The 21,768-nt window shown below is 50.7% G+C and carries 21 protein-coding genes; 9 read left to right on the forward strand and 12 right to left on the reverse strand.

Going from position 1 to position 21,768, the window contains the following annotated elements; translation table 11 throughout:
- Positions 1-103: 103 nt before the first annotated feature.
- Both AC1W8Y_RS10295 and metC read left to right on the forward strand, forming a co-directional pair.
- Entirely contained in the window at positions 104-1,162 is a 1,059-nt protein-coding gene (locus AC1W8Y_RS10295) for an MBL fold metallo-hydrolase (RefSeq protein WP_482014386.1), read from the forward strand.
- A 31-nt stretch (positions 1,163-1,193) separates the two neighbouring features.
- Positions 1,194-2,387, forward strand: a complete 1,194-nt coding sequence (gene metC / locus AC1W8Y_RS10300; RefSeq protein ID WP_482014387.1) for a cystathionine beta-lyase — start codon at positions 1,194-1,196, stop codon at positions 2,385-2,387.
- Here the strand turns inward: metC and AC1W8Y_RS10305 are convergent.
- Genes AC1W8Y_RS10305 through argS form a run of 3 tightly spaced genes read right to left on the reverse strand, consistent with a single transcriptional unit; the run spans position 2,384 to position 5,480 of the window.
- Positions 2,384-3,022, reverse strand: coding sequence for a thiol:disulfide interchange protein DsbA/DsbL (locus AC1W8Y_RS10305; RefSeq protein WP_482014388.1), 639 nt, complete (start codon positions 3,020-3,022; stop codon positions 2,384-2,386). The two genes, metC and AC1W8Y_RS10305, sit on opposite strands and share 4 nt — an antisense overlap.
- 22 nt (positions 3,023-3,044) lie before the next feature.
- Complete coding sequence (locus AC1W8Y_RS10310) at positions 3,045-3,770, reverse strand: SPOR domain-containing protein (RefSeq protein WP_482014389.1); 726 nt, start codon at positions 3,768-3,770, stop codon at positions 3,045-3,047.
- Between the two features lie 9 nt (positions 3,771-3,779).
- Entirely contained in the window at positions 3,780-5,480 is a 1,701-nt protein-coding gene (argS, locus tag AC1W8Y_RS10315; RefSeq protein ID WP_482014390.1) for an arginine--tRNA ligase, read from the reverse strand.
- A gap of 101 nt (positions 5,481-5,581) precedes the next feature.
- On the opposite strand from argS, the gene AC1W8Y_RS10320 reads away from it, so the two are divergent.
- Positions 5,582-5,914 (forward strand): DUF1840 domain-containing protein, encoded by a 333-nt coding sequence (locus AC1W8Y_RS10320; RefSeq protein ID WP_482014391.1) that lies wholly within the window; start codon positions 5,582-5,584, stop codon positions 5,912-5,914.
- 10 nt (positions 5,915-5,924) lie between these two features.
- Here AC1W8Y_RS10320 and AC1W8Y_RS10325 read toward each other — a convergent pair whose 3' ends face one another.
- The 6 genes from AC1W8Y_RS10325 to AC1W8Y_RS10350 are packed head-to-tail and all read right to left on the reverse strand — an operon-like array spanning position 5,925 to position 11,311.
- Positions 5,925-6,317: a Zn-ribbon domain-containing OB-fold protein gene (locus AC1W8Y_RS10325; RefSeq protein WP_482014392.1), complete on the reverse strand. Its 393-nt coding sequence runs from the start codon at positions 6,315-6,317 to the stop codon at positions 5,925-5,927.
- Positions 6,317-7,474 carry a thiolase family protein gene (locus tag AC1W8Y_RS10330; RefSeq protein ID WP_482014393.1) on the reverse strand — a complete coding sequence of 386 codons (1,158 nt, stop codon included), beginning with the start codon at positions 7,472-7,474 and terminating at the stop codon, positions 6,317-6,319. The genes AC1W8Y_RS10325 and AC1W8Y_RS10330 overlap by 1 nt, the downstream gene beginning before the upstream one ends.
- A gap of 24 nt (positions 7,475-7,498) precedes the next feature.
- Positions 7,499-8,518: a tripartite tricarboxylate transporter substrate binding protein gene (locus tag AC1W8Y_RS10335; protein ID WP_482014394.1), complete on the reverse strand. Its 1,020-nt coding sequence runs from the start codon at positions 8,516-8,518 to the stop codon at positions 7,499-7,501.
- Positions 8,519-8,531: 13 nt separating this feature from the next.
- On the reverse strand, positions 8,532-8,891 hold the full coding sequence (locus AC1W8Y_RS10340; RefSeq protein ID WP_482014395.1) for an AtuA-related protein: 360 nt from the start codon (positions 8,889-8,891) through the stop codon (positions 8,532-8,534).
- 5 nt (positions 8,892-8,896) lie between these two features.
- On the reverse strand, positions 8,897-10,252 hold the full coding sequence (locus tag AC1W8Y_RS10345) for an acyclic terpene utilization AtuA family protein (RefSeq protein ID WP_482014396.1): 1,356 nt from the start codon (positions 10,250-10,252) through the stop codon (positions 8,897-8,899).
- A gap of 6 nt (positions 10,253-10,258) precedes the next feature.
- The gene (locus AC1W8Y_RS10350) at positions 10,259-11,311 is read right to left on the reverse strand and encodes a cyclase family protein (RefSeq protein ID WP_482014397.1); all 1,053 of its coding nucleotides are present in this window, start codon (positions 11,309-11,311) and stop codon (positions 10,259-10,261) included.
- Between the two features lie 207 nt (positions 11,312-11,518).
- Here AC1W8Y_RS10350 and AC1W8Y_RS10355 point away from each other — a divergent pair, with 207 nt between their 5' ends.
- On the forward strand, positions 11,519-12,169 hold the full coding sequence (locus tag AC1W8Y_RS10355) for a glutathione S-transferase family protein (RefSeq protein ID WP_482014398.1): 651 nt from the start codon (positions 11,519-11,521) through the stop codon (positions 12,167-12,169).
- 146 nt (positions 12,170-12,315) lie between these two features.
- Here the strand turns inward: AC1W8Y_RS10355 and gyrB are convergent, their stop codons facing one another.
- The 3 genes from gyrB to dnaA are packed head-to-tail and all read right to left on the reverse strand — an operon-like array spanning position 12,316 to position 17,323.
- Positions 12,316-14,769 carry a DNA topoisomerase (ATP-hydrolyzing) subunit B gene (gene gyrB, locus AC1W8Y_RS10360; RefSeq protein ID WP_482014399.1) on the reverse strand — a complete coding sequence of 818 codons (2,454 nt, stop codon included), beginning with the start codon at positions 14,767-14,769 and terminating at the stop codon, positions 12,316-12,318.
- A gap of 7 nt (positions 14,770-14,776) precedes the next feature.
- A complete protein-coding gene (dnaN, locus tag AC1W8Y_RS10365; RefSeq protein WP_482014400.1) occupies positions 14,777-15,886 on the reverse strand; it encodes a DNA polymerase III subunit beta in 1,110 nt (369 codons plus the stop codon).
- Positions 15,887-15,889: 3 nt separating this feature from the next.
- Positions 15,890-17,323, reverse strand: a complete 1,434-nt coding sequence (gene dnaA, locus AC1W8Y_RS10370; RefSeq protein ID WP_482014401.1) for a chromosomal replication initiator protein DnaA — start codon at positions 17,321-17,323, stop codon at positions 15,890-15,892.
- Positions 17,324-17,503: 180 nt separating this feature from the next.
- Here dnaA and rpmH point away from each other — a divergent pair, with 180 nt between their 5' ends.
- From rpmH to mnmE, 5 genes are read left to right on the forward strand one after another with little or no spacing between them, the layout of a single operon-like run.
- Complete coding sequence (rpmH, locus tag AC1W8Y_RS10375) at positions 17,504-17,638, forward strand: 50S ribosomal protein L34 (RefSeq protein ID WP_023951589.1); 135 nt, start codon at positions 17,504-17,506, stop codon at positions 17,636-17,638.
- A gap of 48 nt (positions 17,639-17,686) precedes the next feature.
- A complete protein-coding gene (locus AC1W8Y_RS10380) occupies positions 17,687-18,094 on the forward strand; it encodes a ribonuclease P protein component (RefSeq protein WP_482014402.1) in 408 nt (135 codons plus the stop codon).
- Positions 18,091-18,330: a membrane protein insertion efficiency factor YidD gene (gene yidD / locus AC1W8Y_RS10385; RefSeq protein WP_482014403.1), complete on the forward strand. Its 240-nt coding sequence runs from the start codon at positions 18,091-18,093 to the stop codon at positions 18,328-18,330. Before AC1W8Y_RS10380 ends, yidD begins: the two co-directional genes overlap by 4 nt.
- A 49-nt stretch (positions 18,331-18,379) precedes the next feature.
- A complete protein-coding gene (yidC, locus tag AC1W8Y_RS10390) occupies positions 18,380-20,101 on the forward strand; it encodes a membrane protein insertase YidC (protein WP_482014404.1) in 1,722 nt (573 codons plus the stop codon).
- 17 nt (positions 20,102-20,118) lie between these two features.
- Positions 20,119-21,471 carry a tRNA uridine-5-carboxymethylaminomethyl(34) synthesis GTPase MnmE gene (gene mnmE, locus AC1W8Y_RS10395; RefSeq protein WP_482014405.1) on the forward strand — a complete coding sequence of 451 codons (1,353 nt, stop codon included), beginning with the start codon at positions 20,119-20,121 and terminating at the stop codon, positions 21,469-21,471.
- Positions 21,472-21,768 lie beyond the last annotated feature (297 nt).

A 21,768-nucleotide genomic window follows, 5' to 3' on the forward strand; every position in this document is an offset into this window, starting at 1 on the left:
AGTCTCCTCGCATTTTCAATGGGGCAAGCATTGGTATAGTAGGGTTTCGAAATAATATTCGCATGGTCAAACCAACTGAGCCAGCAAAGAGACAAAGCACCTCATGAATCTACTCGAAAGCAGATTGCACTATCCCTTTGGCGACACACTACCAGAGCCCGCTCACGCCGTTGAGGTAGCACCAGGGGTTCGCTGGATCAGAATGCCCTTGCCATTTGTCCTCGATCATATCAACTTGTGGCTGTTGCGGGACAACATTGACGGGATAGATGGCTGGACCATCGTGGATTGCGGCATTGGTCGCGACGAAGTCAAAGCGCTCTGGCAACAGCTATTCGAAACCCAACTCGATGGCCTGCCCGTCTTGCGCGTTATCTGTACCCACATGCATCCTGATCATGTGGGCTTGGCTGACTGGATTTGTAAACACTGGGGCGTGCCTCTGTTCATGAGCATGAGCGACTATATGACCGCTAAACTCTGGAGCACGGTCACCAATGGCGCAGGCACGGGCGGTAACAGTGCCGTAGCGCATTTTTCAAGCCACGGGCTGAGAGATCCTGACGCGCTCAAACAATTGGGCGGCCGATCGACGTATTACAGTGGGTTAGTACCAAGCGTGCCCGATGCTTATATCCGCATGCTTGACGGCGACACCATCGATATCGGGGGCCACACTTGGCAAACCATCGTTGGCTACGGGCACGCGCCTGAGCATATGTCGCTGTTTTGCCAAGATTTAGCGGTACTCATCTCAGGGGATATGTTATTGCCTCGAATTTCAACCAACATCAGCGTGTTTGATATTGAGCCAATGGGCAATCCATTACCGCTTTATTTGCGATCAATTGAAGCTTTCAACCCTTTGCCCGAACATACCCTGGTATTGCCCTCTCACGGCAAGCCATTTACCGGCATGCATGAGCGAGTCAAGCAACAACAAGAGCACCACCGCGACCGACTCGCTGAAGTGCTGGATGCCTGCGTCACCCCACAAAGCACGCACGACATTTTGCCGGTGTTGTTCAAGCGCAAGCTTGATTTACACCAGACCACTTTCGCGATGGGTGAAGCCACTGCGCATCTGCACGCTTTGTATTTTGATGGCAAGCTATCGCGAACCGTCGATGAAGATGGCATCATCAGATTTACACGCATTTAACGCCCTATCGAATGACCCCTAAGGACTTTCTGTGACTCACCATCTTGATACCCAGTTGCTGCACATTGGCAGTGCGCCCTTTGATCCTGCGACTGGCACTGCACCGGTCAATCTACCGGCCATGCGCACAAGCACCGTCAGATTTGAAAACCTTGATCGGCTGCACGAAACCGTCGAGCGAAGAAAAAAGGGTGAACGCCCGATCACCTACGGTCGATCCGGCATGGATACTCACCGAGCACTCGAAGACGTCTTTAATCAATTAGAGGGCGGCTGCTACACCTGCCTCGCGCCTTCCGGCTTGGCTGCGATCAACATTCTCTTCATGACCATGCTGCAAACGGGCGATCATGTCCTGATCTCGGATAGCGTCTATGCCCCGGTTCGCAACCTCGATCAGGTCATGCTGAGCCGATTGGGTATTAAAGCGAGTTACTTCTCTCCTGGCCGAGATGATGTCGCGACGATGATTCAACCGAACACGAAAATGATTTATGTTGAATCTCCTGGTTCGCTTTTGTTCGAAATGATCGATATACCAGCCTTGGCCAAAATAGCGAACGATCATGGCATCGTGCTGGCCGCTGACAATACGTGGGGCTCTGGATACGTCTTTAAGCCACTCGCGTTGGGTGCCCATATTTCTGTGATCGCGGGTACGAAATACGTGGTTGGTCATTCTGATGTGATGTTGGGTGCTGTCGTGACCAATAACGAAGCGCTCGCCAAGCGGATATTCCAAACGCAATATGCCATCGGCAACTCGATCAGCGCGGATGATGTCTGGTTGGCCTTACGCGGGGTAAAAACAATCGCCGTTCGCATGCCGCAACACGCTAAGAATGCGCTCGAGATCTGTCAGTTTTTTGATTCACGGCAGGAAGTCGCCCGTGTTTTTCATCCCGCCTGGCATAAAGACCCGGGCTATGCCCTTTGGCAGCGAGATGCCACAGGATCAAACGGGATGCTCGCCATTGAACTATCGTGTAGCCCCGAAGCTGCCAAGCCATTCGTCAACGCGCTAACGCTATTTGGCATCGGGTTTTCATGGGGTGGTTTTGAGAGCCTCGTGCAGTGGGTAGAGCCAGGATCGCTGGCCCCGCACACCTACTGGAAAAACAATCCTCACGCCGTCATCCGCTTGCACATTGGCCTAGAATCAACGACTGATTTGATCGAAGATTTAAGTCAGGCATTCGGCAAAATCGAGCAATGGGATATTTAACGGCCGCGAACCTTTTTAATTAAATCCGCGGTCACATCAATGGTCTGTTGATAACCGCCTGCCTCAGACGGTGACGTCAGATACTTACCATCAACAGCCATTGAGGGCGTGCCTTCAACGTTGTACGACTGCGACAATCGCGCGGCTCGTTCGGTCTTGGATAGCACGCCAAACGAATCGAACATTGCTTCGAACTTCGCTTTATCAACGCCTTGAGTGACAAGCCAGTCAGCCATGTCTGCCTTGGTGAAGATGCGCTTGTGCTCTTCGTGAATTGCCTTAAATACCAGCGGGTGCAGATCAAGGCGATTCATCGCTTCAAGCGCATAGTAAAGTTGTGCGAGCGGTTTGTAAGTCGCACTGAAGACCACTGGCACTTGCGTGACGACAACATCGCTCGGCAAAGTCTTCATCCATGTTTGTAGCAAAGGGTCAAGGACTGCGCAGTGTGGGCAAGTGTAGGCAAAAAACTCGAGCACCTCAATTTTGCCAGGCTCTGTGCGCTGTGGTGGGTCAATGTTCTTGTATTTCGCCACGGTGCCCGCATCTGCGGCAGCCATCGCCGAACCGCCAACCAAGGTCGCTGCAGCAAACGCCAACACGGTTATCGCTCTGAAAAATATATTGAACTTCATCTTCGGTCACCTGGTTTAAAAGTTACTGTCTAACGACCACTGCGGGGATTTTTTCTTCACCCAGCCTCGTTCTTACCTTATTCATTTCGTCGAGCCGGCTGAAAGGCCCGACGCGAACCCGATGAACTTGACTGCCACCGACGTCAGCCTGTTGAATTTCGGATGAAACCCCCATCAAAATGAGTCTCGCCCGCAAGGTCTCTGCCTCGCTCACGACTTTAAATGAACCCACCTGTAAGTAATAGTGGCCGTTTGCTGACGTCGCATTCGAGTCGGCAGGTTTAGTCGGCTCTGATTTTGGCACCTCAATCTTAGCAACTGTATCGCGCGAACTTGGTGTCGAACTTGGCACTCGATTCGAATTTGAGGGCACAGGCTGCAGCGTGGCAATTAACGCCCCTAGCTCGTCTTTGGTCTCACCAGGCGTGTTGTTGGCAGCAGACGACGCCGTCGGTGCCACGGATTGCTCAGAGACTTTTGGCACATCGATGGGCGCAGTGACGTCAGGGTTACCCACGGTGTTGTTGCCGAAAGCTGCGTTTGGATCGGGCGCCTCCGCGACAGATCCAGAGATCGAACTCTTATCTGGGGAACGACTGACTTTATCGACAAAAGGCAACGGCGATTTTTTCAAGTAATACGCAACAGTGGCCGCGATCATTAAACCCATCAACAACCCAGCGAGCACACCAAAAATGATGCCGCTACCACCGCGCCTGCCACCACCTGAAGATCTTCTATTCGCCATGGCTCAATCTTACATCCGTTCAGGTGCAGAAACACCTAATAACGCCAAGCCATTCGCCAGTATCTGCCGGGTCGCATCAGCCAATCGTAAGCGCGCACATTTAAGTTCAACGTCGTCGACGAGCACCCTTTCTGCATTGTAAAACGCATGAAAATCAGATGCACAGTCGCGTAGCCAGAACGCCAGCAAATGCGGTGACAATTCTGTGCCCGCTTGCTCAATCAGTGCCGGAAACTCGGCCAACCGTTGCATCAATGACAACTCGGTTGGCGCTACCAATAATGTCAGCGGTGCCGCATGACGCGCTAACGCATCAGTCCCTGATTGAGACAGCATTGAACAGATTCGAGCATGGGCATACTGAATGTAATAAACAGGATTTTCTTCGCTTTGCGATTTTGCTAAATCCACATCAAAAACGAATTCGGTATCCGCGCGCCGTTGAATCAGAAAGAAACGGACGGCATCGCGCCCCACCCAATCGATCAGGTCACGCAAGGTCACATAACTGCCGGCTCGCTTAGAGATTTTGACCTCTTCGCCCCCGCTCATCACCTTCACCATCTTATGCAGGATATAGGATGGGAAATCCATTGGGATCCCCATGTCCAACGCCTGCAGACCAGCCCGCACACGAGCGACTGTGCCATGATGGTCACTACCTTGAATATTGATGGCGTGAGTGAAACCACGTTCCCATTTGCTGACATGGTACGCAACATCGGGCACAAAATAGGTATAACCACCTTCAGACTTGCGCATCACGCGGTCTTTGTCATCGCCCGTTCCGAGCTCGGTTGTTCTCAACCATAGTGCACCCTCATTTTCATAGGTATGACCGCTGGCAATTAACTGATTGACGGTCTCGTCAACACGGCCGCTGGTGTAGAGAGAGCTTTCAAGATAGTAGTTATCAAACGCCAAGCCAAACGCCTGCAAGTCAAGATCCTGTTCGCGGCGCAAATAAGCAACCGCAAAACGACGGATGTTATCGAGGTCGTCGAGATCACCATTAGCCGTGACGGGTAAGCCATCACTGGCTGTGACCGTTTTTTTGGCGGCAAAATCCTGTGCAATATCGACAATATATTCGCCACGATATCCATCGGCCGGCCAATCTGGATGAGGCTGATCCAACGGGCCAGGCTGAAGCCCTCGCCCGCGCGCCTGCACGCTGATCGCTAGATTGTGAATCTGATTGCCAGCATCGTTATAGTAAAACTCACGACTAACGTCATACCCACTCGCGTCAAAAATACGACACAGCGCATCACCGAGTGCGGCTTGACGCGCATGGCCCACGTGCAGAGGCCCTGTTGGATTTGCCGAAACGAATTCAACCATGACTTTTTCGGCTTTGCGAGGGGCTCGTCCGTAAGCGTCGCCCTGGGCGGTGATAACGGGCAAGACCGCCACTCGCGCCTGATGTGTCAACCGAAAATTGATAAACCCTGGTCCCGCCAATTCGGCAGACTCAATCATCGCTTGGGCACGCTCATCCGCCATCAACGTATCGATGATCTGTTGGGCAAGATCGCGGGGATTGAGCTTGGCCGGTTTAGCCAGCTGCATTGCAATATTCGTGGCGATATCACCATGGGCGGCGATTTTGGGGCGTTCAAGCGAGACGTTAGGCTGCGCATCCGGCAAAACGCGATGGACAGCGGCCTGTAGGCAATGAATTAATTGTTGTTTTTGCTCGCGGAGCATAGTGTGAAGTACCGCAATGAGAAGCTTGAAATCATAGCCTGAATTGGTTTTACAGACTTTCGACTCATTTGGTGTAAGGTTGGTTCAATCGGGAGAACAAAATGCTAGTCACTTTCAGTAGTAAGGCAGGGCTCAATGTACTGATGCTGGGCGAACATGCTAAGCCTATTTTGGCGCTGGCCGGTAAGATCCTTGAAGAGCCCTTGCCTGTCCGCGGCGTCTTCAGCGCAGATCAGTTACCTGACGCCATCAAACGGCTGGAAGTCGCCATCTCAGTGGAGCCAGCGCTTGACGAGGATGACGATGACCTGCCACGCCACCCGCTAAAGCTACCCGTTAGTTTAAGGCAACGCGCGTTTCCGTTGCTGGATTTAATGCGCAAAGCCAACGCAATCGCAGAACCCGTACTTTGGGAGACGGGCTCTGGATGGTGAGACGGTACCATCAGCCTTGCTCAATGCGCACAAATTTCAGTAATACCTGCCCCTCATGTTCAATGTAATCAGCGCGCACAGGATCATCTATTTGAAGGCCAGACTGCCCGTGACCCATGACTTTAAAACCTTCTTCAAGCAAAGCGATCACCACGACGTAAGGAATCAGCGCTTTAAATGAGTCTGTTGGCGCACGCCCCACTTCCGTCACGCTATGAATCGTCGCCAAGCCCTCAGACTCTCTCCAATCCAGGGCCTCGGCCTGACAAAACTGGCAAGCGTATCTCGCAAGCGTTTGGGTCTTCAGACACACGGTACACCGCTGAAACATCAGACGTCGTCGTGAGAGCCCGTCAAGAAAAGGCTGTGCCAAGGCAGAAGAGGCTTTTACCTGAGACACCATCAACAATCTCGTGACAAAATCAAACTGACATGTGAAGACATGATGCCTCCGTCCGCATGAATAAAAGCGTGGGTTGGCACCTTAACTTGACGATCTTGAGCCATACCATTCAATTGTCGCCAGGCCTCCACAACATGCGCCATGCCACCTGCGACACCACAATGACCAAAAGATAGCAGGCCCCCGTGCATGTTCAACGGTAAGCAGCCATGTCGCGAAAAATCCCCGGCATGCAACCTGTTTATTGCGCCCCCACGTGAAGCAAAGCCTATTTCCTCGAGCAACATCACGAGAGTGATGGTGAACGAATCATAGACACCCAGGTAATCGATGTCTTTGGTGGTCAAACCCGCCTGGGCAAACGCCTGATGAGCCGCCTGTGCTGCGCCAGTATGCAACACATCGACCATTGCGGTGACGTGCTGATGCAGATGCGCTTGACCAGCGCCCGCAATCTTAACTGGCATGGTATCTCTCGGCGCTGCAGAAACCACGATTGCTATTGCCCCGTCCGAAATGGGGCAGCAATCCAACAGCTTTAAAGGCGCAGCGATGGTTTTGGATGCCAACACGTCCGCCACGGTGATGGGCGAGGTCAAATGCGCATCGGGATGGCCTGCCGCATGGCTTCGCATCAACACCGCAAACGCCGCCAAGTCTTGTGCGGTCGCGCCAGTCTGGTGCAGGTACCGGGATGCCATCAATCCATAATAGGCTGGCACTGACACCCCATTGCGCACCTCGAAATCCGCGTCTCCGACTTGGGCGAGCGTTTGGATTGAGCTATCTCGCGTCTGGCCCGTCAACCGATTCTCACCTGCAACCACCAGTACATGACGGCATCGTCCATTGGCCACCAACTCTCTGGCCAACATCAACATGGCTGCCCCGGTCGCGCCACCCAATTGCACGCTGTGGCAGTAAGTAGGTTGTAAAGAAAACTTTTCACTAAACAAGGTCGACAACATCAAATGCGGCATTGTGGTTGCATACCCGCATAAGACACCGTCAATATCGTGTCTTTGAATTTGCGCCGATCGCAAAGCAGCACTCGCCGCCTGCGCCATCAAACCGATAGCGTCTTGACCTTCCAACCGGCCAAATGGGGTGTTGCCTACACCTGTGATGTAGGCGCTACTCACCGGCGTATTGCCCACGTGTGTTGCGTCAGTGGCATGAGATCAATTCAAGTGAATATGATTAGACTGAGCAAGTTTGGCCCACTTCTCCCGCTCTTGTGCCAGAAAACGCTCAAACGCGTCGGACGAGTTGCCCACGGGTTCGGCGCCCTGATCATAGAAAAGCTTTTCAATTTCTGGTGTTTTAAGCGCTGCGACGGCCGCCGCATTAAGCCCATCGATGATTGCTTTGGGTGTGCCCGCCGGTGCCATCAAGCCAAACCAAGCCGAGACTTCATAACCAGATACACCAGCCTCAGACATGGTGGGAATCTCTGGGGCACCTGGCCATCGTTTAGCCGTTGTCACAGCCAGCGCCCTCACCTTGCCCGACTTGATATAAGTCATTGAAGAAGGCAAGTTGTCAAAACCGATCGGTATCTGGCCACCCATCAAATCTATCAACATCGGTGAGCCACCTTTGTAAGGGACATGTGTAAGATCAATCCCCGCCATCAACTTTAATAACTCACCACTCATATGCGGCGAACCGCCATGACTGGTCGATCCGAAGTTAATTTTGCCTGGGTTTTCTTTTGCGAGAGTAATGAGCTCTGCGACCGTTCGAGCCGCGAAATCGGGTGTGGCCATTAAGACATTAGGCGTATTTGCCACCAATGTAATCGCAGCAAAGTCTTTCACGGGATCATAGGGCGGCGGGTCTTGTAGTGCAGGAATAATGCCATGAGAGGCAACGCTCACAAAGACAAGCGTTAATCCATCCGGCGCCGACTTCGCCACTTGTTGTGCACCAATGACACCGCCTGCCCCGGCTTTGTTTTCAATCACGACGGTCTGACCCAGCTGTTCACCCATGCGCGGTGCAATGGCACGGGCGAGCAAATCGGTCGTGCCCCCAGCGGGATAGGGGACAATCAAGCGAATCGGTTTGTCGCTACTTTCTGCATGCGCAGGCGCCACGGCAAACGGCAGGACCAACATCAAGCATAGTGTCAGAGCGCTTTGGATCGCATAGCAACCGCAAGCCTTGCTCGAACGAATCCAATTTTTATGATGTTTCATGACACCCCTCAATCTATCGGTCGAGCAGATGCTGAGCTTGCAGTATTGTTTTTAAACTGTCTGGTACTTGAATCTCAAACCCAAGAATAGCGGCTGATAATGCTTTACCGTAGTTATCCAGACATAGACTGCGCGACACTCCACCGCCCAACGCGCCCTGACAAACGAAGTTCAACGCTTCGATATTATCGACTTCGTAACGCGTGACCACCCCCTTGATTGCGCCAGCATAAAACGCTTTCAGCCGCTCGGCCGTTAGTTGGTCCTTTAACAAAGGATAGAACGCTGGTTGATAAGCGAACACCGCAATGTTCGACGTGTCCCCTTTATCACCTGATCGTGCATGCGCAATATGTTGCAGCTTTACTTTCATCGGGCTTAGCTCTCAAAATAACGAACACTGGGGACAATCTTTGTTCGATCAACCAGACTTGACCAAACACCAATGACTTCTCTCGTACGATCTTGGTGGGGTACTCGTTTACCGGTGTGTGCAATCCCTGAGACTGCCATGCCATCCACTTCCCGGCCGACCTTCGCGGCTTCTTCGCGAGTCTTGGTGCGAGCCGCCACACGCACGGCAATCTCATACGGCTCTGGGGCATGCTGCGGTGTGGCCTCACCATGTATCGCATTCAGACCAAGATAGTCGATGCGAACATCCTCCGCCTGCAGCTTGACGATCTTGAATCGTTCTTCAAGTATTTTTTTCGCCAGCTGAGCACGCCTTAACGCGCCAGGCCCCGCATAAAAGAACATATCCTCACCGATATAACCCTCAGTGCATCCCATCGAGACTTTGAGCGTTGGCGTGCGCGGTTTACCACCAATATTGGATACCCGTATTCGGTCTGGCCCAACGACTTCGATGCGTGCGCTCGTAAAATCAACGACGACATCAGGCGTTAAATAGTTTGCCGGATCGTGTACCTCGTAGAGCATCTGCTCTTTGACCGTCTGAAGGGTAATGGCGCCACCGGTTCCCTCAACTTTGCTCAACACACAAACGCCATCCGCCGAGACTTCCGCGATAGGAAAGCCAAAATCCCAAGGGGTCGGCACATCTTTAAAACCTGGATCAGAAAAGTAACCACCAGTAACCTGTGCGCCACATTCCAACAAATGACCAATGCCCGTCCCTTGTCCAAGCTTCTTGTGATCCAGCGGATCCCACCCGAACTCGAACATCATCGGCGCCAGAAAAATAGATGGGTCAGCCACTCGACCCGTGATGACGATGTGGGCGCCTCGGGTTAATGCTTCAACAATCGGTTCTGCCCCTAAGTATGCTTCGGCCGAAATCAGCGTCGAGGTAAGTGTTGCGGTTGGCATACCGTTTTCAAGAATGGTGTCCGTCAACTCCAACACCCGCTCTGTAATCAAGCTTCCGTTCACCGAAGCAACCTTGACGCCTGGGTAACCGAACTCACACAACCAGTGCACGACTCGCTCTGCTGCCGCATCCGGATTGATCCATCCCTGATTGGTAATGATTTTGGTGCCACGTTTCATGCACGCCGGCAACACGGCACGCATTCTGTCATCGAGATACGTGTCATAACCCGGAAAGCTCGGATCACGCCGTGCACGAACTTGTGCAGCCGACACGGTTGCTTCCGCCATGGTTTCAAAACACAGATAATCCAAGTCACCTTTTTCTGCGTTGAGTGCCGCCGGCTCTACTCGATCACCCCACCAGGCTGCGCCTGACCCAATCCGTATGCTGCTTTTCATTCGAATCTAAACTGTTGCAACAGCGGATGAGGGTGACCCAACGGCACCGGGTAAACGCAAGGGCGGTGCGGTCAACAAAAATCGATTGCGGCCGTGGGCTCTCAACCAATTCGCCAATTCCGTCAGATAAAACATCTCACCGAGGTGGATGCCTTGCTTGAACAAGCAATGCTCATGTAGCGGCAGAATCGCACAGCAGCCGATATGACTCGTAGCAGGGTGCGCTTCCACCGCATAGTTATCCGCAATCAAGGCAACTAAGCCACTATCCGTGATCCACTTCAGTAACTTCTGATCACGACCATCCAGCGCAGCATAGCTGTTTTCGAGTTTGTGTCCGTCCGGGTTACCTTTCATCTCGATCAGCGCTTGGGCGAAACCGGTATGCAAACAAACCATATCGCCTTTCTCAATAACGACTTTATCTTTTTCAAGAATGCGCATCATGTCGTCGTAGCCCACGTTGGTACGCGCGTCACCCAGGTTGGCACGTAGATCGATCATGACACCACGTCCTTGGACACAGGTCTCGGCCATGTTCTGAATGCCCAACGCTTTTGCGTAAGAGGTACTAACCTGACTGCCAGCCCCCGCATAGCCAGCATCTTCTGCGTTCTCCGGGCCCACCACATCGGTGCCGGCACGATAGCCGTTGTAATAGACTGCCTCGGGGATACCATCACCATTAGCATCAAACATCGAGCCGACGTGTGCCAGGCTGTCCCATTGGGTTGAATATTGCAAATGCATGACGACCAAGTCATCGCTCACGACATCTGTCTGATCCTTGTTGAAGTCAAAAAGTTTGACGTTCATGTTAGGCCGTCCTTCACGCAGTGTTGGACGCAATACGGGTGGATAGCGACGAGGATTTAATACGTTGCCCCCGGGCAAGTCGAGTGGCAAAGAAAGCATGAATGCCTTGCCTTCTTTAACCTCAGCCACTCCTTGCAGCACTTTCTCTGGCGTCAGCAGATTCATTTTGCCGCGCTGATCATCCTCACCAAAGTCGCCCCAGCTTGAACCCTCTGGGCGATTGACCCAACGTTTTGTTGCCATTTTTTAGTCTCCTTTATGGTGGTGATCAACAACCCATTGAGAGTGGATCGCTGTCGACCGTTTATTTAGCCCTTATATTGAGATATTCGTGGTTTATCCAGCTCTCGTCAACTGCGCCGTCGTGATGCTTGCCGTCATGCTGGGGTTTGGCGTTATTGCACCAAAAACTCTATTCCAATGACTGACTTGACCATAGGAAACGACCAAATGATTCGTCTGCACTATTACCCCAGCACGGCGGCCATGATTCCCCACATGTTATTGCGGGAACTGGATGTTCCCTTTGAATTGGTGCTCGTTGACCGAGCCGCTGATGCGCACAAAAGGGCACCCTACTTGAGGATGAATCCAAATGGCTTATTGCCGGTATTGGAAGACGGCGATCTTACCCTCTATGAAACGGCCGCAATTTGTCTTTATCTTTGTGATGCCAACCAGCATGCAGGTCTTGCACCGGCAGTTGGGTCTCTTGAACGCGCGCACTTTTACAAATGGTTGATGTGGTTAACCAACACGCTGCAACCGACCTTAGGCTTGTTCTTTTATCCTGAGCGGTGGGTCGCACAAGATAACATTGATGGCGCGACGCAACTCAGACTACGTGCACAATTAAAAGTGACTGATTTGTTGAAATTGTTGGATGCTGAGCTTGCACGTCACGGCGGGCGATGGTTTGGCGGGGCTTCTTATTCGGCGCTAGATCCCTATGTCTTTACGCTTTGCCGCTGGACACGAGGCTTCACTGATGGAAGGGCCCGCGATTTTGCTCACCTCGGCCCTTACCTACAGCGAGTCTTAGAGCGACCCACAACCCAGAAAGTGATGACGGCTGAAAATATTTCAGCCCCGTTTTTTTGACGCCACGCGCCAGGCTGTACGTTGCCTCGGCGAACAGCGTCACTAACGTGCTCTCTTACATATGTTGGTCGTTTGCTGACCCCCGTGATAAACGAATAAGTACTTAGCCATGTTGACATGTCCTTATTAAGTTATTTTTGGGTATTTTACACATCGATATTTGCCGCCTGCAGTGCATGCGTTTCAATGAACGCCCGTCTTGGCTCAACGTTGTCACCCATCAACGTGGTAAAGATCGCATCAGCTGCTATCGCATCCTCGATCTGTACACGCAATAAGCGACGCACAGTCGGATCCATGGTGGTCTCCCAGAGCTGTGATGGGTTCATCTCGCCCAGACCCTTGTAGCGTTGCTTGGTCACGTTGCGCTCAGCTTCACTGCGCAACCACTGCATCGCTTCGCGGAAATCACCAATCATTGATTCTTTACGCTTATCGCCCTCGCCTCTTGCGACGATTGCCCCCTTGCCGATCAACCCTTGGAAGGTGGCCGCAGCGCGAGCCAACACGCCATAATCAGCACCGTCGACAAAGTCATTATCGAGCACTGTTGCACGTACATTGCCATGATGTTTACGACGAATCACCAAACGATTCGCTTCGCTAGCAACATGGTATTCGGCAGTTACTTCGACCTGATTGGGCAACAACGGATCTTGCAACGCAGCTTGTAAACGGGTGGCGCTGGCTTGCGCGCGCTCAAGCGTATCGAGCTCAATCGTTGAGCCCCCAACAATCGCCGATAGCGTTGCCACATCCATGAAACGTGACAGCCGAGCGATAACACCATCGGCCATCACATATTGACGGGCGAGCTCGACGAGTGCCGCGCCAGCGATCGGTGCAGCGCCTTCTGCGGGGATCAGCTGAGCATCGCGCAATGAAAGCTGCAACATATATTGCGTTTCTTCGACCTCATCCTTGAGATAGCGCTCATCCTTACCAGCCTTCACTTTATAGAGTGGTGGCTGTGCAATGTAGATATAACCGCGTTCGACCAACTGCGGCATCTGGCGATACAGCAGCGTCAGCAACAACGTGCGGATGTGAGCACCGTCAACGTCCGCATCGGTCATGATAATGATGCGATGGTATCGCAACTTATCAACGTTGAAGTCGGGGCCGATACTGGTCCCGAGTGCCGTAATCAGCGTGGTGATTTGTTCGCTCGAAATCAACTTATCGAAACGTGCTTTTTCTACGTTCAATACCTTACCGCGCAAAGGCAAGATTGCCTGAAACTTACGATCTCGGCCTTGTTTGGCCGAACCACCTGCTGAGTCACCCTCAACGATGTAGAGTTCGCACAACGCAGGATCTTTCTCTTGGCAGTCAGCAAGCTTACCGGGCAAGCCAGCCCCTTCAAGCACGCTCTTACGTCGTGTCATCTCGCGAGCTTTGCGGGCAGCCTCACGTGCACGAGCCGCTTCCACGACTTTGCCACATAACGCTTTCGCATCATTTGGGTTTTCTAACAACCACGACTCTAGCGTGCGTGCGACAGCCTCTTCTACCGCTGGTCTTACCTCGCTCGATACCAGTTTCTCTTTTGTCTGACTGCTGAATTTAGGCTCGGGGACTTTGACCGACAATACACACGTTAGCCCCTCGCGCATATCGTCGCCGCTGGTCTCGACTTTTGCCTTCTTGGACATTTCATTATCAGCAATATATTTGTTGATAATGCGTGTCATCGCCGCACGCAGCCCGGTCAAATGAGAACCACCGTCGCGCTGCGGAATGTTGTTGGTAAAGCACAGCACTTGCTCGCTGTAGCTGTCGTTCCATTGCATCGCAATGTCAACACCAACTAACGTACCGCCGGCATTTGACTCTGTACTCACTGAGAAAACATTCGGATGCAACACCGTTTTCGTGCGATTAATGTATTCAACAAAGCCTTTCACACCGCCTGAGAAAGCAAAGTTTTCTTCTTTGCCCTGACGCTGATCGATCAGACGGATCTTGACACCATTGTTCAAGAAGGAAAGCTCGCGCAACCGCTTTGACAGAATCTCGTAGTGATATTCAACGTTGTTGAATATTTCGGTATCTGCCAAAAAGTGAACTTCCGTCCCTCGCTTTTCTGTCGCACCTATCACTGCCAAGGGCGCCACACGCACGCCCTGATGAAACTCCATTTGATGGACTTGACCGTTACGACGAATCGTCAGCTTTAACCAAGACGACAAAGCGTTGACGCAGGACACACCCACGCCGTGTAAACCACCAGAAACCTTATATGAGTTTTGGTCGAACTTGCCACCCGCGTGCAATTCAGTCAACACAATCTCAGCGGCACTGCGACCAAACTCATCCTCCTTATGGATATCCGTCGGGATACCACGTCCGTTGTCGGTGACAGAGATCGAATTGTCGGTATGAATCGTGACGACGATGTCGTCACAATGACCGGCTAAAGACTCATCGATTGCATTATCAACAACCTCAAACACCATATGGTGCAACCCTGTGCCATCAGAGGTATCGCCGATGTACATGCCCGGGCGCTTTCTAACGGCCTCAAGGCCTTTAAGCATTTTGATTGAATCGGCGCCGTAATCACCGTTGTCTACTGGCAACTGCTTTTCTTCAGACATTTTTTATTTAAATCCGCATTGGCATAACAACGTACTTGAAAGACTCTTCATCGGGCAGTGTGATCAACGCCGATGCGTTCGCATCAGGCATCACTGACCAACGTATGGTTTCGGCTTTGACGTTACTTAAGAAATCGAGCAGATAACTCACATTAAAGCCAACATCCAAAGCCTCATGGCCATAATCGATGTCCAGCTCTTCTTGTGCCTCTTCTTGCTCTGCATTGGTTGAAGATATCTTCAGCAAATTTTGACCTAACTGCAGCCGAACGCTGCGAAACTTCTCAGAAGTCAAAATAGCGGCGCGCTGCAAACTTCCTTGTAACACTTCCCGCGAAACATCAAAGTGGCGGTTGTAGTTCGACGGGATGACGCGCTTGAAGTCTGGGAACTTTCCCTCGACAAGTTTCGACACCAATTCAACATGACCAAAAGAAAAGCGGATTTGACCAGGCGCGACATCAATCGTCACAGGCTCATCACTTTCGTCAAGAAGACGTTGCATTTCCAGCACTGTTTTACGGGGCACAATCACTTCCGTCAGCTGGGCAATGCCATCAGCGGGCGTTGATCCATGAGCCAAACGGTGACCATCCGTCGACACTGCGCGAAGCAAGCCGGGTTCGAAAACCAGCAACATCCCATTCAAGTAATAGCGAATGTCTTGTTGCGCCATGGCGAAATGAACCATATTGAACAAGTGTTTGAGCGTTTTGCGTGGCAGTGAAAGCGAAACATCCCAACGTTCTGGTTGCGACATCACCGGAAAATCATTCGCTGGCAATGTTTGCAGTGAAAAACGGCTCTTGCCGGATTGCACGGCCAACTTACTGCTGGCAGTTGATAGTTTCACATCGCCCACGTCGGGAAGCGCTTTGAGAATATCGACCAGTTTTCGCGCAGCAACCGTCAGAGACTCATCGTCGGCGCCGACACCAAAGTCAGCATGCGTCGTGATTTGAACCTCAAGATCGGTCGCGATAAACGATACTCTGCCGCCCTGCTTGCGCACAAGTATGTTTGCCAAGATCGGCAAGGTATGTCGTCGCTCGACAATCCCGGCCACTGTGGAGAGTGGCTTGAGCAAAGCATCGCGTGGGGTCTGTACAAGTTGCATCGATTATCCCTTTAGAGTTTGTTCGAGTACGTGCAGCGTATGGTTAAGTTCATTTTGTTTCAAACGCAAATCGGCTATCTTTCTCACGGCATGCAAGACGGTTGTGTGATCTCTGCCACCGAATAAATCCCCAATTTCGGGGAGACTCTTCTGAGTGAGTTCTTTGGCCAAGTACATCGCCACCTGGCGGGGCATGGCAATATTGGCTGGCCGTCGTTTTGAGTACATGTCGGCTACTTTCATTTTGTAGTAATCCGCCACCGTCTTTTGAATATTTTCGACGGTGATCTGACCACTCGACACTGACAGCAAGTCTTTCAGCGCATCTTTGCAAATATCAACATTAACAACTTCTCGGCCATGAAACCGGGCATACGCGAGCACCTTTCGCAGCGCACCTTCAAGTTCGCGTACGTTGCTGCGCAAATGCTTTGCTATAAAAAAAGCCACTTCTTCGGGCATTGCCAAACCCTCTGTTTCAGCTTTTCGCAACAGAATTGCCACGCGCATTTCTAATTCAGGCGGTTCAATTGCGACGGTCAATCCCGAGTCAAAGCGCGAAATTAACCGACTGTCTATCCCGGCGAGCTCTTTTGGATAGGTATCACTCGTAATGATGATTTGTTTACGCTGAGCGACCATTGCTTCAAAAGCGTAAAAGAACTCTTCTTGTGTACGGCTCTTGCCCGAAAAGAATTGAATATCGTCTATTAAGAGCAAATCGAGTGAATGGTAGTAACGTTTAAAGTCATCAAAGGCTTTTCGCTGATACGCTTTCACAACATCTGACACATATTGATCAGCATGAACATACCGCACCTTTTTACCGACACCCGCTTGCATCATTGCGTTACCAACCGCATGAATCAGATGCGTCTTGCCTAAGCCTACTCCGCCATATAAAAATAACGGGTTATAAGAGATACCTGGATTTTCAGCCACCTGCAACGCCGCTGCGCGAGCAAGCTGATTCGCCTTACCAGTAACAAAAGTTTCAAAGGTCAGGTCTGTGTTCAAGCGGGACTTTTCATCTACGGCTTTGACCACTGCTGTCTCTGACGCTTTATGCCCTTCGTTGGGCGTGGCAACCAGTAGGTGATTGTTTTCTGATACGCGCGCTGCCAATCCCATTGGGGCAGAATATCCAATCGAACCGTTGGGCTTATCAACAGATGCCGTCGTGTCACTATTGCTAGCGGTTAACTCAAGATGCAGTCGGACTGGTCTTTTGTACCAATCTGTTGCGTATTGTTCTATTTGATTTGAGAAGTTTCTCTTCACCCAATCAAGCTTGAAGCGGTTTGGCGCCGATAGCCGCAACACCGCTTCAGACTCGTTAAAGTCAAGCGGAACCAACGGCCTGATCCAAGCGCTGATTTGTTGCGGGGGAAAATCCTGCTCGAGACGATTCACGCAGGACAGCCAAAACTCGTTCATATTTCTCACTATTTAAACCCTGATTCTACCCTGACCATCGAAAGTTATCCACAGGCGGATATGCGCTAAACTCCCAATTGCTCTTATAAATATTTGACTAAATTGAATATTTTTGATGAAATGGAGGGCTTTCCGGGATTTATCCCGTTATTTTTCGCTCTTTGATTTGGGTTATCCATCATGAAACGTACTTTCCAACCATCCGTTACACGTCGCAAACGCACTCACGGCTTTCGTGTTCGCATGAAGACTCGTGGCGGTCGCGCAGTGATTAACGCTCGCCGTGCTAAAGGCCGCAAGCGTCTGGCAGTCTAATTCCGTGTTCTGGCGCTCGTCGCGCCAGTACTGTTAGACTCAATCAAAATGCCCAGCGCTTCGTTCCCTCCAACGGCGCGCTTGCATTTCCCCGCCGAATACGCTGATGCATTGTCTGGTCGGCGAATAGGTAGAGGTGCTTTATTTGCCGTTACCGCGTCCACCCAGAAAATCACGAATCAATCGATTGGTCCAGCCGGTGATTTATCGACGGCGAGACTTGGGTTGATTATGGCAAAGCGGCACGCCAAATTGGCAACAACTCGAAACGCCCTGAAAAGAGTGATTCGGGAGGCTTTTCGTCTGCACCGGCTTGAACTACCCGTGGCGGATTATGTTTTTCGCCTGCATAAAAAAATTGAGCCTTGCTCATTGACGCTGCTAAAACGAGCCGCTCGTGCTGAGGCAGATGCGCACTTTGCACGTGCGCGTTTATCAAGCAAGGCCAGCACATGATCAAGGGTTTATTGATTGCGCCTATTAAGGCCTATCGATTCTTTTTAAGTCCTTGGTTTGGGCAATCTTGTCGTTTCACCCCGACTTGTTCTATTTACGCGATTGAAGCGATCGAGCTTCACGGCTCGCTGAAGGGTTTGTTTCTGACCGCGGGACGCCTGGGACGTTGCCATCCCTGGTGTCCTGGTGGCTTCGACCCTGTTCCACCAATTACGACACGCAATCACACTGATTAAAGCTAAACTCCCAGCCTCTTGAGACTGGTTACACATTTATTGGGCAAGAATGGATATTCGACGCACGATCCTGCTAATGATTTTTTCGCTCTCCATGCTAATGCTATGGAACAACTGGCAAACTCATCTGGGTAAACAGTCGCCTTTGGCGGTAACGCCGACTTCCCCCGCTAAGACGAGTGCACTTGATTCAGGTCAGACAGCCACGCCAGATCCTAAAGTATTGAACGCCTCGGCTGGTGTTACTGGCGTCGTCGCTTCTGTAGATACATCAACGGTCAAACCCAAAGAACTGGTTGTTGTCACTACTGATATCTTGAAACTGACCTTCGACCTACACGGGGCTGAGCTCATTGAAGCAGATCTGCTCAACTATCCGATTACCGTTGATTCTAAAGAGCCTACAGCGCTTTTGCAGCATAAAAACGGACACATTTATATTGTTCAGTCTGGCTTAGTTGGTGCACCGGGTACATCAAACTTACCCACGTATGACTCGAATTTTGTGCTGATCAGCGATGCGCTTGAGTTAAAAGGTGATTCGTTGAAAGTGTCGTTCGCTGCTACTGCGAATGGCGTGACGCTGATCAAAAGTTTCACCTTTAAGCGAGGCAGCTACGCAATTTCCGTTGATCACACCATACAGAATAGTACGGCGAATGATATTTCACCTGACTTATTCTTACAGATCACCCGTGATGGCAGTGCTGATCAGAAGGCGCCCAGCTCTCGATTTCTGCCCAGCTGGTTGAGTGGCATGGCCAGCGGCCCCGCCAGTTTCATCGGACCAGCGATCTACACCAATGAAAACCACTATCAGAAATATACATTCTCTGACGTCGAAAAGAGTAAAGAGAAAAACAAACCGATTACTCAAACTGCCGATAACGGCTGGTTAGCCCTCATTCAGCACTACTTTCTAACGGCGTGGGTGCCTGCACCTGGGGTTTCTCGACATGTCTCAGTGGTTGAACATGATAAGAATCTTTTCGCTGTCAATAGTGTGCAAGCAGTGGGTGTCGTGGGCGCTGGAAAAGCGCTCAATGTGCCAACAACACTTTGGATTGGTCCGCAAGATCAGAAGGCATTAGAAGCTATTGCGCCTGGTCTAGATCTCGTGGTCGATTATGGTCTGCTGAGCATCATTGCCAAGCCGGTATTCTCTTTATTGACATGGATTCATACCGTCATTGGTAATTGGGGCTGGAGCATTATCGCTCTGACAGTTCTCATCAAAGCGGCTTTCTACCCGTTGTCAGCGGCCAGTTATCGGTCGATGGCAAAAATGAAACTGGTATCACCTCGCCTGCAAGCATTGAAAGAAAAATTTGGTGATGATCGACAAAAACTCAACACAGCAATGATGGAGATGTATCGGACTGAAAAAATTAATCCGCTTGGTGGCTGCGTACCGATCGTGATTCAAATCCCCGTGTTTCTCTCGCTATACAACGTGTTGTTGCATAGTGTCGAATTACGTGGCGCCCCTTGGATTTTGTGGGTGCAGGATTTGGCTGTTCAAGATCCTTTCTTTATTTTGCCTGCCATCATGATGGGGACCATGTTCTTACAGATGCGACTGAACCCTAAGCCACCTGATCCAGTGCAGGCCAAAGTAATGATGTTCATGCCCTTGGTCTTTGGCGGAATGATGTTCTTCTTTCCCGCTGGTTTGGTGTTGTATTGGTGCGTTAACAATACCCTGTCGATTGCACAACAGTGGTACATCACGCGCAAGCTCAATACGGCAGCTAACGATCCTATTAAATAGGACATGCATCACTCGGTATGAGCGAAAACCGGTTACCCATTGTTGCCATCGCGACCGCCCAGGGTCGCGGTGCAATCAGTGTAGTGAGAGTATCTGGGCCCCGTTTGGGGCCCTTTATATTGGCCTTAGTCAACCGCCAGTTAGTTGATAGACATGCGCACTACTTACCAATCATTAGGCAAGATGGATCGACCATTGACCAAGTTATCGCAATCTATTTTCAGGCGCCCCACTCTTTTACTGGCGAAGATGTTCTTGAGATTCAGTGTCATGGCGGACAAGCTGTCGTTAAGCAAATACTTCAACACTGTTTAGCCATTGGTCAAGCTGTTAACTTACAGTTGGCTCGACCAGGTGAATTCACAGAACGCGCCTTTTTAAATAATAAAATTGACTTGGTTCAAGCAGAGGCTGTTGCCGATCTCATCGACGCTTCTTCTGAATCGGCTGCAAGGGCTGCCATGGCATCATTGTCAGGCGAGTTTTCCGAACAAATCAATAGTCTTGCTGAGTCAATCCTACGTCTGAGGTTACTGGTTGAAGCGACGCTTGATTTCCCTGAAGAAGAAATCGATTTTCTTGAAAAGTATCAAGCACATTCAAAACTGGCAGATATTGAAGCTCGACTAACTTCCATTCTCCAAAGATGTAAGCAAGGCCTCGTGTTGCGTGAAGGCCTGCATATTGTGTTTGCTGGGGCACCCAACGCCGGTAAATCAAGTCTGCTTAACGCACTTGCTGGGGATGATGTTTCTATCGTGACCGATATCGCTGGCACGACTCGAGACAAAATTACTTATCTCGTTACGCTCAACGATATTCCCGTCACACTGACCGATACTGCCGGACTACGGGAAACTGAAGACAAAATCGAAGCCATTGGCATCGCCCGTACTTGGCAAGCTGTAGAACAGGCCGATGTTGTTCTTCATCTCATTGATGCGTCAAATCCTCAACGTGAATTGGATAAAGAAATTAATCTAAGACGGTCTCGATCTAGCACCGTTTTAACCGTCGTCAACAAAGTGGATTTAACCGGTGTTTCATCTCCGCAGTCAGGCGAGGTACTGATATCTGCGAAGACGGGGCAAGGGCTAGATACGCTCAAATCTGCATTGCTGAGCTTGGCTGGTTGGCATCCCACTCAAGAATCCCCTTGGATGGCCCGCCAAAGGCACATAGACGCTCTTTTAAGAGCGATGAGCCACATTGGCATTGCATCTGAGCATGCGGCGCTTGACGACCGCGTTTTGGATCTTTTCGCTGAAGAGCTAAGACTTGCCCATGACCAATTGGGATCAATTACAGGCAAAGTTACGCCAGATGACTTGCTGGGTGAAATTTTTTCTCATTTTTGTATAGGAAAATAAGGACATCATCTCTATTGGCTGTGTCGATTGAAATCAGTTAAACCTGAAAACTGTTGTTTTATGGTTGATTTCCGTTTGATCAAACCTGTGGATAACAACACAAGAGAGGATGTGCATAGATTGAGGATAGTTTTTGAATAAGTGGCACAAACATTTCAACAAGAAAAACTATCCAACTTTATGCTCATATCCACACACTGCTTATCCCCAAACAAAATATTCGATAGCTTGCTGATTTGATTGTTTTTTTTGCAGTTATCCTAGTTATCCACAAGCCTTATTATCCATTAGTCTTTA

Source organism: Jezberella sp., from assembly GCF_964834465.1.